Source organism: Proteus sp. TSJ240517 (genome assembly GCF_047921575.1).
Classification (GTDB): domain Bacteria; phylum Pseudomonadota; class Gammaproteobacteria; order Enterobacterales; family Enterobacteriaceae; genus Proteus.
The window spans coordinates 350,434-363,098 of sequence record NZ_JBLRMH010000002.1; the positions used below are offsets into that span (position 1 = coordinate 350,434).

The 12,665-nt window shown below is 38.1% G+C and carries 11 protein-coding genes; 2 read left to right on the forward strand and 9 right to left on the reverse strand.

The genetic code is table 11. The features are described from left to right. Window positions 1-19: 19 nt before the first annotated feature. The 8 genes from hybE to exbB all read right to left on the reverse strand — a co-directional run bounded on the left by hybE (window position 20) and on the right by exbB (window position 9,319). On the reverse strand, window positions 20-514 hold the full coding sequence (gene hybE / locus ACNARN_RS05180; protein WP_196532329.1) for a hydrogenase-2 assembly chaperone: 495 nt from the start codon (window positions 512-514) through the stop codon (window positions 20-22). After that, window positions 511-999, reverse strand: coding sequence for a HyaD/HybD family hydrogenase maturation endopeptidase (locus ACNARN_RS05185; RefSeq protein ID WP_023580916.1), 489 nt, complete (start codon window positions 997-999; stop codon window positions 511-513). The genes hybE and ACNARN_RS05185 overlap by 4 nt, the downstream gene beginning before the upstream one ends. After that, the gene (hybC, locus tag ACNARN_RS05190) at window positions 999-2,702 is read right to left on the reverse strand and encodes a hydrogenase 2 large subunit (protein ID WP_064718974.1); all 1,704 of its coding nucleotides are present in this window, start codon (window positions 2,700-2,702) and stop codon (window positions 999-1,001) included. The genes ACNARN_RS05185 and hybC overlap by 1 nt, the downstream gene beginning before the upstream one ends. Then, window positions 2,699-3,880: a Ni/Fe-hydrogenase cytochrome b subunit gene (gene hybB, locus ACNARN_RS05195; RefSeq protein ID WP_023580918.1), complete on the reverse strand. Its 1,182-nt coding sequence runs from the start codon at window positions 3,878-3,880 to the stop codon at window positions 2,699-2,701. The genes hybC and hybB overlap by 4 nt, the downstream gene beginning before the upstream one ends. After that, on the reverse strand, window positions 3,867-4,880 hold the full coding sequence (gene hybA / locus ACNARN_RS05200) for a hydrogenase 2 operon protein HybA (RefSeq protein ID WP_109371803.1): 1,014 nt from the start codon (window positions 4,878-4,880) through the stop codon (window positions 3,867-3,869). The genes hybB and hybA overlap by 14 nt, the downstream gene beginning before the upstream one ends. Beyond that, entirely contained in the window at window positions 4,877-6,001 is a 1,125-nt protein-coding gene (gene hybO / locus ACNARN_RS05205) for a hydrogenase 2 small subunit (RefSeq protein ID WP_109371805.1), read from the reverse strand. Before hybO ends, hybA begins: the two co-directional genes overlap by 4 nt. A gap of 1,872 nt (window positions 6,002-7,873) precedes the next feature. After that, window positions 7,874-8,302, reverse strand: coding sequence for a TonB system transport protein ExbD (gene exbD / locus ACNARN_RS05210; RefSeq protein WP_099074169.1), 429 nt, complete (start codon window positions 8,300-8,302; stop codon window positions 7,874-7,876). Between the two features lie 6 nt (window positions 8,303-8,308). Next, window positions 8,309-9,319 (reverse strand): tonB-system energizer ExbB, encoded by a 1,011-nt coding sequence (exbB, locus tag ACNARN_RS05215; protein WP_198625972.1) that lies wholly within the window; start codon window positions 9,317-9,319, stop codon window positions 8,309-8,311. A 328-nt stretch (window positions 9,320-9,647) separates the two neighbouring features. Here exbB and metC point away from each other — a divergent pair, with 328 nt between their 5' ends. Further along, window positions 9,648-10,838, forward strand: coding sequence for a cystathionine beta-lyase (metC, locus tag ACNARN_RS05220; protein ID WP_416304214.1), 1,191 nt, complete (start codon window positions 9,648-9,650; stop codon window positions 10,836-10,838). 125 nt (window positions 10,839-10,963) lie between these two features. Next, window positions 10,964-11,632: a DedA family protein gene (locus ACNARN_RS05225; protein WP_198619321.1), complete on the forward strand. Its 669-nt coding sequence runs from the start codon at window positions 10,964-10,966 to the stop codon at window positions 11,630-11,632. Between the two features lie 162 nt (window positions 11,633-11,794). Here the strand turns inward: ACNARN_RS05225 and ACNARN_RS05230 are convergent, their stop codons facing one another. Next, entirely contained in the window at window positions 11,795-12,577 is a 783-nt protein-coding gene (locus tag ACNARN_RS05230; protein ID WP_198629931.1) for a class I SAM-dependent methyltransferase, read from the reverse strand. Window positions 12,578-12,665 lie beyond the last annotated feature (88 nt).

A 12,665-nucleotide genomic window follows, 5' to 3' on the forward strand; every position in this document is an offset into this window, starting at 1 on the left:
GTCGCGTAAAATTTCTACACTATGATCTTAACTGACCACGGAAGAGAGAACGACGACTTAAATCAACTTCTGCTACGGATTGTGTCTGAACAGGAAGAGAAAGTGCCATTTTTACACTATTTTCCACCAACTCAACAGCATGTTCCCCTGAAAGGTGTCTATCAAGTGGCGACATTAATGAACACGCGAGATATTGCATATCACCAGCAAGCTCACCCACAACGAATTTAATCTGACCACAAGGCAATTCTAACCCAATGCGATCGCCTACTTTTCGATGTGGCCATTCTTGTGAAGGCCCTGGGAAAACGACAAGCTCTAGCATCCAAGGAGTAAGAACAGCCCCAATCCACTGGTTTTCAAATAAGGTAAAGCCCCCTGCTTTTACAGGAATACCTTCTCGATAAAAAGGAAGCCCTTTCATCTCTTTTTCAGCAATTTCACTAAAACGCGCTTCAAGTTGCTCAACAGGCGGTTCATCGTATCCTACGATATCCCAGCTTATTTCACTCATGCTGTTACCTCTTTGGGTGTGACAGGAATACCATATTCACGCAAAATATTGACGACATGTTCCAACGCAATTTCCATTGATTTTTGACCAATGTCAGACAGTGACATGCTTGGCTCTAATGACGCAGGTTCAATACCCACTAAAATAAGCTTGCGTGGAAATTCATCTGTCATACGCAATGCCATAAGCACATCAGATAAGCCTAACTGATGAGGCGAGATCTTCTGCGTAAAAAGTGCGGGAACATCATCATCATGTAACACAAAAATACTGCCAGGTTCATGATTGCTTCTTACCGCATCGGCAACAATCAGGAGATCTCTTGCAGCGATATCTTGCAAAATTTCCATACCTGATGTGCCACCATCAATAACATCGACGTTCTCTGGTAAAGAGAAGCGCTCTTCGAGCGCTTCTACTATACGAACACCAATGCCTTCATCGCTTAGTAATAAATTACCAATACCTAAGACGAGAGTTCGCATTATAATACCTTCACCTTACTTAGTTCTTTACCTGTTAAATCAACCATATGCACAGCACACGCCATACATGGGTCAAAGGAGTGGATCGTTCTTACCACTTCTAATGGTTTTTTCGGATCAGCAACAGGTGTACCAACAAGTGATAACTCATAAGGACCTGGTTCATCATTAAAGTTACGAGGACCCGCATTCCATGTTGATGGAACAACCGCCTGATAGTTAGTGATTTTACCGTCTTTAAACACGATCCAGTGAGATAACATACCGCGAGAGGCTTCTTCAAAACCCACACCTCGGTACTCTTTACCTGGTTCAAACTCTGGTTTAATAAAGGCAGCAGTATCGCCACGACCAATATTATCAACCAGTGATTGCCACAAGAAGTTTAGAGAATCTTGTAACACACACGCATGAACAGTACGTCCAATAATGCGTCCCCAAGTTGACTCTAACTGCTCATTAACCAGCGTTTCACCCGTTAATTTAGTGTATATCCCATTGATTTCATTATAGTGTTTAACAGTTCCTTCATGCTTACCTGCTAAACCACATACTAACCATGCTAACGTACCCACTTCGACAGGTTTGCCATAGAATGTAGGTGATTTAACCCATGAGTATTTTTCGTTCTCATCCCAACCTGTATATTTAGGACGAGTCAAACCTTCCCACGGTTTTAATGGTTCATCATCTTCATACCATGCGTGTTTACCACTTTCTTCGATACCGTCTTTCAGGTTTTCATCTTTCCAGTCTTTAATTGGACGATACGTTGAGAAATCAACGCCTTCCATATAACCACCAGACAATAAAAACTCAGTGTTATTACCGTTAATAGGTAATTCAGGTACAGATAAATAGTAGTTCGCGCCTTTACCAATTTTTAGCCACTCTGGGTAATAAGCAGCAAAAATCGCAGTATCGACTTTATAAACTTGTTCAATAAAATCGCCAAGATTATCGATAAAGTGCTTCACATACATCAGACGTTCTAAGTTAAGAACACTTGGTGCATCAAGGTTAATTGGGTTAGCAACACCCCCTACTGCCAAGTTTTGAATGTGTGGTGTTTTACCACCAAGAACCGCTACGATACGGTTAGCATCACGCTGACATTCAAGTGCTTGCAGATAGTGAGCAACAGCAATCAGGTTAACTTCTGGTGGTAATTTCATGGCTGAGTGACCCCAGTAGCCATTAGCGAAAATACCTAACTGACCGCTGTCAACCAGACCTTGAATTTTCTTCTGAACCTTTCTGAATTCTTCAGCAGAGTTCAATTGCCACTGAGAAACACCTTTTAGCATCGCTGACGCTTTTTCAGGATCGGCTTGTAACGCTGAAGTAATATCAACCCAGTCCATCGCAGAAAGCTGATAGAAGTGGACGATATGGTCATGAAGAATATGCGAAGCCAAAATAATGTTACGGATATACTGCGCATTGACAGGAATATCCATACCTAAGGCATCTTCAACAGCACGTACTGAGGCAATTGCGTGAACTGTCGTACAAACCCCACAAATACGTTGCACGATAATCCATGCATCACGAGGATCGCTTCCTTTTAGGATCTCCTCCATTCCGCGCCACATGGTACCGGAAGACCAAGCCTTAACAACTTTTCCGTTATCAATTTCACAATCGACGCGTAAATGCCCTTCAATACGGGTAATAGGATCAATAGTAATGCGTTGGCTCATGATTTAACCTCAGCCTTTTTTAATTGTATATTTGAGTCTGTTTGTGCAGGTAAAACCGGCAGTAAACGGATAATAAGAATGTAAGCTGTTACTTCAAATGCAACGAAACCAATAGAAATCAGCAATTCACTTGCTGTTGGGAAATAGTGGTAACCATTGCCTGGATTGTAAGCAACTAAAGAGTAGTTCATACGCCACATTGCTGCGCCAATTAAGATAAATACAGCGCAGACAAACAACATTTTTGGACTACGGCGGTTATTATTTAAATGCATCAAAATAAGAGGAAGTAACAATAATGCACTTTCAGCAATGAATAACCACGAGAACATATCCCCATTTCCGATATAACTCAGTTTACCGTTCCAAATAATTTCGCCCCAGCGACAGACCAAGAAAGCAATCAGTAATACTTCAATCACTTTGGTTAACTTGGTAAATAGCGGTGTTTCATCATCGTTCATGGTGCGGCTTGCCTTTAACAGCGAACCTTCAAAAATAACGATAGTGAAACCAAGGAGAAAGGCTGTTAACAGAGAAAACAGCGGTAACATCTCATAAGATTGCCACAGTGGATGTACTTTCCAACCCGCTGAAATCATTAATGATCCCATTGAAGATTGGTGCATGGTTGGCAGTAAAGCACCAAGACCAATAATAAAGAACATCGCTTTATTAAGGCGTTTCAACGACACTTTCCAACCTAAACGTTCTAATAACGCAGGTAAGAATTCTAATGCCATCACCATAATATAGATGGTCATACAGGTCGCTGTTTCAAACAACACTGAGTTAACGTTGAAGTATTGCGGCATAAAGAAGTGAGGCATGTTCCAATAACGACCGATATCAATGGCGATAGATAAACCACCTAATGAATAGCCGAACAAGCTCGCTAACAATGCAGGTCGCACTAATGGGTGAAATTCCCCTTTATTAAAGACATAAACAGCCCATGCAAGTGCCCAACCACCACATGCAAAGCCCGTCCCTATCAATAAGTCAAAGGCAATCCAAATACCCCAAGGATATCCCCCATTCAGATCAGAGACATCGCCCAGACCTAATACCAAACGCTTACCAATAAGAATAAAACCGAGCACAGCAAGCGGTAAAAATACTCTTACTGCTAGAGTAAATAACTTACCGCCAAGTGGACGAGGATCATGACTCGACATCGTTATCCTCCTTGTGGTGTTCCTGCTCTTGTTTTTTACTATTACGGTTAACCAAATAGGTGATCCCTGCAAGGGCTGCTATTGGTAATACCATGCCTTTGTAAAGCGTATGTTGAATATGTTCAGAACGCGCACCCGTTGATAATGGTGCCACTTCTGGCATTCCTAAATTTTCGAAAGGAACAGCAGAAAGTACCATGACTTGCGTACCGCCACCTTCAAACTCACCATAGATATGATCTTGATATTCAGGAATTTTATGTAAATAAGTATCGCCACCACTAATGGTTTGACGTGGGTAATGATACTCTTCACCCGCTTTTTTCGCTAAACGACGTTTTGCTTCTTCCAACAACTCTTCGCGTGTACCGAAAATAACCGCACCAGTAGGACAAACTTCAACACAGCCTGGTAATAAGCCTTTATCTAAACGCTCAACCCCTTTTTGGTTACAAAGCTCGCATTTATAGAGCTTACCAAATGGATCATCATAATCGTATTTTGGAATGTTATAAGGGCATCCCACCATACAGTAACGACAACCTGTACAGATATCCGCGTGATAATGGACAATGCCGGTTTTTGGATCTTTGGTTAACGCAGAAACAGGACAAACAGAAACGCAGTTTGCATCAACACAATGCATACATTGTTTCTTAATAAAGGCATAACCGTTTTCCAGTTGATCTTTATTTTCACCAGTACCATCACGCCAAATTTGAATGATGTTATTTGTGTAAGGACTTAATTTGTCATTGTTTGACCAAATCGGATCACCATTAGCGTAAGTATCACCACGCTCCATTGGCTCCGGGTGATTAATTTCCTGACATTTTGTGACACATGCTTGACAGCCTACACACAGTGTAGAGTCGTAGAGCATACCGAGAGACCCAGGAATTGGGGGACGGTTCTGCGCCGCAGCATGACTCGCAGTGGGTGCCATTCCCGCAAGGAGAACCCCACCTGATGCCAGCTTAAAGAAATGACGCCTATTCACCGTTTATCCTCCTGTGAGGCTCCTGTGGCATTCTTGTCACGGCCTAATTGACGCACAGCCATCACACTGACACCTGCAACTGCACCCACGACAGCACCCAATAAGCCAGCAGCACCATAAGAGACACCACCACCTTCTTTTGCATTAACATCAGGTACTTGTGCTTTTGGTGTTGGCTGATAAACGTTCGCTAATTGGAAAATACCTTTAGTAAAGCCGATACCTTCTTCGTTACAGCCATAGCAAGGGTGACCGATACCGACAGGCCAGATCCCACCACCGACATCGCAGAATTCTAATGTTGGGCAGTTACCATAGGTTTCAGGGCCTTTACAGCCTAAATGGTATAAACACCAGCCTTGACGATGACCTTCATCACCAAATTCTTTAGCAAAACGACCCGCATCAAAATGAGGGCGACGTTCACAGTTTTCGTGAATTAAACGCTCATAAGCAAAAAGCGGTCTGTTTTTGCTATCTAACTTAGGCAATTTGTTGAAAGTAATAATATGTGCAACAGTTGCTAAGAAGTTATGTGGGTTTGGTGGACACCCTGGAATATTGATAACGGTTTTACCCGGTAAAATTGCTTCCAGTGATTTAGCGCCTGTTGGGTTACCCCCAGTAGCAGGTACACCACCCCATGCAGAACATGAACCAATAGCAATAATCGCAGCAGCCCCTTCAGCGGCTTCTTTGATATGCTCAAGAATTGGTTTTCCTGCAACCATACAGTAAACACCGCCATCTTTGTCTGGGATTGAACCGTCAACAACGAGGACGTACTTACCTTTGTATTTCTCCATCGCATTGTGTTTATTTTCTTCAGCCTGTTCACCAAAGGCCGAAGAAAGCACTTCGTGATATTCGAGTGCGATAACATCAAGAACGAGGTTTTCCAGAGTCGGGTGAGTTGCACGTAATAAAGACTCCGTACACCCTGTACACTCCTGAGCGCCAATCCAAATAACGGGTGGACGTTCAGATGATGCCATTGCATCTGACATTTCTGCGGCAGCTTTGCCGCTTAATCCCATGGTAGCTGACAACGCAGCACACAATTTCATAAAATCGCGTCGGTTAATACCATGATGGGAAAAAACATTATTCCCCAAGGCCATATATCTCTCCTGATATGATGATTTTTAATTGGAATAATTTTAAAACACCGCCTTTTTAACACTACGACACAATAATGACTTGATCATTATCAAGCGATAATTCATTAAAAAATAAATTACGCTTTTATGTGAGTAAAAACGTTTCAGCAATATAAGGTTTAATGTCTATTTTTTATATATTTCGTCATTTTAAATTTATTTAAACTCTATTTAATAATGATAATTTAAATAGAAATAATTCTCATTATCTCGACAAATAAGATGAAGGTATTTTTAAAATCAATATTAATCAATGAGATACAAAAAAGACAAAAAACATTCAAATTATAAGACAATATATTTAAAATAATACAAAATTAATAATCCATTATTCCTATATTCCAATAAGAATTATTAAAAATAAGTTTCAATATATTATTTAATTATAATGATGACTCTTGTTTTCATAATATCAACCTTTATATTACATCATAAGTAATGTTAAAAATTGCATTTCATAAACAAGAAATGATTACATTAATATATTTAATTTCAGCTTATTTTCATTACCTATTTAGCTAATCTTCTTTCGTTATTAATTTTTAATCACCATAATTACGTTTATTTAATAGACAAAAGTTAACCTGTTTTTCTTATCGTTTTTCATATAGTTATAAGTATATACATTTTTGGAATAAGAATTTCCTTTAGTATAAAATCGCTATAAAATTAAATACATATCAATATGGACATCATCAAAAAGATAAGATCATTAATAATTACTAATTAGTACACAGCAGCAATAGTTTCATTAAGTTATTTTATAACATATCGAATTTATAACGAAATTAACGTAAATAAAATTTCATGTTAAATCCCTGTTATTTTTGTGGATAAAAAAAATACAATTTATCGATAAATAATCCCTAAATAGAGCTGATTTCTTTTTTTTGTGAGAATAGATAAAAGAAGTGGTCATAAATCTAAAAAATTGAAATATGCTTTGTTAACTGTTTGTAGTATTCAGTACGGCAAGTGCTTGTGAAAATCAGCAGGTAATGAGGTGTATGCCCTCTAAAGTGATGAGAAAGACAGGACAGGTAAAATAATGATAAAAGCAAAACCCCAGTTGATAAAAATAAAAAGCCATAACACCGAAATGTTATGGCTTCTAAATTTATTAAAATAATAAAATGCTATGTGTAGTTCTCTGCCTTTCACGTTTTATTTTACTCACTGCTTATCAAAGATAAGTAGTGGTTTGAATAAGTAAATAAAATCTACTTACCAGAAATTGGAATGACTGAAAACAACGGTCTACCTGGTGCAATAAAAAAATAAGTACCCAAATACGGATAACTTAGATAATAAATAAATTAGGCGTTATAACACGTTACAAAATATTTCAATTTGTAACGTGAGTGCATTATATCCAATAAGATTTTTTGCGCAAGTTTTTTTACACTTAAATCAAATTTGCATAAAGACATTATAAATCACAAGGTTATAGATAAATTTAACTTTAAAATGTCGAACTAAACAAATCTAAAAATGAAAAAAAATGAAGAGTTAATGAATATTAATGTTATAGGAGTTCAAATAATGATATCTACTTAGCATTAATTGATTCAGCCCGCTATTACTCAATAAACTTAATTAATCGTTTACTCATAAACTTAATCTACTTATTATTAATCTTATTTAACACTAAAGTTAAATTTTATTCTAACTCAATTTTATTAATAATATCGATAACCATTAAAAGTGGTAAAAATATAAACGCGATTTCTTCTATACAATAAAAAAGCACTTTATTCATCATTTCACAACAACAAATAAAGTGCTTTTAAAATAGCGTAATAATACTTAAATAAATAGCTTATTTGCTAAAATTTAACCACCCGTAGAGACGGTTTCCATTCCCACTAGTCCAACTTTGAGATAACCCGCTTTTCTTAGCGAATCCATTGCCGACATTAACGTTTCATAATCAACCGTTTTATCAGCTTGGAAAAAGATTGTTGTCTCTTTGTTAGCTTGTGTCATGGTATCTAACACACTCGCCATCGTTTCATGTGTGACCATCTCTTCACCAATGAAAATTTGTTTATCCGACTTAATCGTTAAATAAACCGGTTTTTCAGGGCGAGGCTGTGGTTTAGCACTTGAAGCGGGTAAATTTACTTTTATATCAACAGTAGCTAAAGGTGCAGCCACCATAAAGATAATGAGTAGAACCAACATGACATCAATAAAAGGCGTCACATTGATATCATGCAATTCATTATCATCACCTGAATCATCACCAAGACGCATTGCCATAATTCATTACCTTGCTTTGCTGTTTTCGATATCTAAATCACGGCTGACTAATGTCACCACACCTGTTGCAATATCACCAATTTCACCACGATAACCTGCGATCATACGAGCAAAAATGTTATAGATAATAACCGCTGGAATCGCCGCAATCAGACCAATCGCGGTTGCTAATAGCGCTTCTGCAATACCTGGTGCAACAACAGCAAGATTTGTCGTTTGAGAATGTGCAATACCGATGAAGCTATTCATGATCCCCCAAACCGTACCGAAAAGGCCGATAAAAGGAGAAATTGCACCGATTGTGGCTAAGTAACCATTACCGCGGCCTAATTCACGAATAATTGCTGCAACGCGACGTTCCATACGCATTTCAACACGCTCTTTAATGCCTGATGCCACTTTACTTTCTTGAGAGTAAGTACGCTCTAATTCTGCATCATTAAAGAAATCAGCGGTTGCGCTCTTATTGCCAAATTTTTTGCTAATCGCTAACGCATCGTTAAGTGATTTAGCTTCAACTAACTGAGCCGTCTCATTTCTTAAGCGACGACGCAGTGAGATCAAGTAACTTCCTTTCGCGAAAAACAGTGCCCAAGTAACAATAGAGGCTAACAATAAGCCAATCATGACACTTTTAACGACTAAGTCTGCATTACGGTACATGCCCATTACAGATAAATCTTCAGCGAATCCACCACCAGCAACCATTTCAGGTTGTACTTCTGATGGTGTATTTTCTGTCGCTGAAGGTACATTTTCTGAATTCTCAGCCGTTGTTACAGGTGTATTTTCACCTTCAGGCTTAGTGGTTTCAGTACCTACTGCTTTCACTTCATTACCCGTTGTAGAGGTCGTTGAAGCAGTAGCAGTTGTTGGTGTAGCTGTTCCCGGTGTAGAAGCTGTTGAAGAAACGGCAGCAGTAGTTGGCTGTTCAGTTGGTGTGGCAGGAGTCGTATCCGCAAAAGCAGAGCCTGTCAGACCGATTGCCAATAGAATAGAAGCTGTCAAATTACGCATCAGTTGGCCTTTTACTCTCTTTTTTATCTATTTATTTATTCAGTAATGAAGCTTTTTCTTCACTACTTACCCAAAATCGTTCGCTTACAATCATCCTGTTTGCCATCAGGAAAGAGAAAACGCTCAAATGATATCAAACATGAAGCATTTTGATAGTAATTATCATTACTATTTGGCTATTTTTTTTCATTTGTCGATTTTTAAGACAAATTATCGTTCTTTCACGTAACGTGAAATTTTATCAACTACCCTGCAAGCCTTTTGTACTTATCCAAAAAATGAATTAACTTGAGGTAAACACACCATCAATTAAAAGAAGGTATTAAGGATGACGCTAAAAAAACAAGAAACCTCACTCCTCCTTTCTGGTCGAGCTAAAAAATATTCCCAAGGCGCAGTAAACCCAATTATACAACGAACATCATCCGTTATTTTTGATTCCGTTGCACAAAAACGTGAAGCAACGAAAAAACGAGCGGAAGGTACCCTTTTTTATGGACGTCGAGGTACAACCACACATTTTGCCTTACAAGAAGCTTTAACTGAATTAGAGCAAGGTGCAGGCTGCGCATTATTTCCTTCAGGTGCAGCTGCGATTACGCAATCTATACTCGCATTTATTGAGCAAGGTGCTCATATTCTTGTTACAGGCTCTGCCTACGATCCAACTCAAAATTTTTGTGATCAGATCTTACGTAAATTCTCAGTGACAACGACTTATTTTGATCCTTTAATCGGCAAAGAGATCAGCCAATTGCTACTTCCTGAAACAAAAATCGTTTTTCTTGAATCTCCAGGATCAATCACGATGGAAATTCAAGATCTACAAGGAATAGTCAATTCAGTGCGCCAATATAACCCTGAAATCATTATTATGATTGATAACACTTGGGCGGGGGGATTACTGCTTAAACCACTAACATTGGGTGCTGATATTTCAATCCAATCTGCCACAAAATATATTAATGGTCACTCTGATGGCATGTTAGGTTTTGCTGTAGCTAATGAACGTTGCTGGGCGCAGTTACGTGAAAATACCTATTTATTAGGTCAATGTGTTGATCCTGATACTGCTTATATGACAGCAAGAGGATTAAGAACATTACCCGTCAGGATGAAACAACACGAACAAAGTGCATTAGAAGTCGCTCGCTGGTTAAAACAACATCCTTTAGTTGATAATGTTTATCACCCTGCTTTAGTTTCTTGCCCAGGACATGAATATTTCCAACGTGATTTCTCCGGTAGCAATGGGTTATTCTCTTTTAGTTTAAAGAAAATCCTAACCACTGAAGAATTTGCACTTTTCTTGGATAACTTCTCATTATTTAAGATGGCATTTTCATGGGGAGGATTTGAATCTTTAATTTTGGGTTATCAACCTAATGATATTAAAGCGATGCGCCAATATGAAACTCAGCCAACATTTACAGGAACACTATTTCGCATTCATATTGGATTAGAAAATGTAGATGACCTTATTGAAGATCTAGAACAAGCCTTTTTACGTATTTCTTAATAAAGAATGAATTTTTTATTAAAAAAAATCTATCCCTGTGGTTCCACAGGGATTAAATCAAACTGTTCTCTTTATTTTGCGTTAGAATAGCGAACATAAAGTCCTTTTTTAATGCGAGTTCGCTAATGGGTACATTAAAAGAGATCATTCACGCACTAATGCAACACGATTATATGGTGTTAGCTAATCCAAATGTGCTGTGGGTTATCTATATTGTTCTTTTTGTTATTATTATGCTGGAAAACGGGGTATTACCCGCCGCATTTTTACCAGGAGATACACTGCTTATTCTTTGCGGTGCCTTAATTGCAAAAGGTGTTTTACACTTTTTTCCGACTATCATTATATTAGGCGCTGCCGCGAGTATTGGGAGTTGGCTCGGCTTTTTGCAAGGCCGTTGGCTAAGTGATACAAAAGTGGTTAAACGTTGGATGGCTCAATTACCAGAGCAATATCATCATAAGGCAAATGATCTCTTCCATCGCCAAGGCTTATATGCACTATTACTGGGTCGTTTTATTGGATTCGTGCGTACATTATTACCTACTCTGGCTGGCTTATCAGAATTACAACAACGTCGTTTTCAAATATTTAACTGGTTAAGTGGCTTCTTATGGGTGGGGATTATTGTTTCTTTAGGCTATGTGCTAAATCTTATTCCCTTTATTCAAAAGCATGAAACCTTAGTCATGAATATTTTGATGACATTACCTGTATTACTCTTAAGTGCAGGTTTAATTGGATCGATTGTGATGTATATTCGCCATCGTAAAAATAGCACCAGTAATAAGTAATTAAAAAAAACGCCATTATATTAATCATCATAATGGCGTTTTTTAATCATCTAATACCTCAAAAGTTCAGTTGTTCATTTTCCTATCTCCTATCTTATTAATATCTTAGTAAAAATCCGTTGATATTTATCACCGTCATCTTTTACCTTAATCTATTTGTCGTTAAAGCTTAATGGCTTTTGACGCAAGAAACGTTGGAATATAACTATCAACGAGAAAGCGAGCATGAGGAGCAAAATCCTCAACAAAATCTTGTAATAAGAAACCCGCTTTTAGCTGCCCACCAATAAGGTCAGTTAAAGAATGACCAAATACAAGTCCATCACCTCTTGCGACTTTTTCTTGCAGAATATCCGAAGGTAGTGAACCTTGATCGCTATAGGGTAATCGGTAAGTCGGTCTTATTAATCCCTGTGAGCGCAATTGCGGATCTCTATCATCAATAAAAACAACAGGATTATAAAAACTCGCCATAAGTACACCGCCTTTTTTCAAAACACGGTAGCACTCTTGCCAAACGGGATTAACATCCGCTACATATAAGTTTGAGATAGGGTGAAAAATAATATCAAAACTTTCATCAGCAAATGCAGTTAAATCCGCCATATCACCTTGTACTGTAACCAAATCTAACTGATGCTTTTGTGCCAATTGATGGTCTTTGCTTAATTGACCTTCTGATAAATCAAATACTGTCACAATACCACCAGCAGCAGCTAAAATAGGCGCTTGTTGCCCACCTGCAGAAGCTAAGCAGAGTATTTTTTTACCTTTAATATCTGCTAACCACTCTTTTTTAACCGGATTAGGTGTTAAATGGACTTTCCAGTTGCCTTGTTTTGCAGCGATAATTTCTTCGTCGCTAACAGGTTTAGACCACTGATTTTCCATTGCGGCTTGTTTATCCCAATGTTCTTGGTTTAATGTTAAATAATGACTTTCCATATCACTCCTTATAAATTAGCTACAATTTGAATTGTTGTAGTCATTAAGAAAATAATTCATCTCTTATTTCTACAACCTTACAGTTATA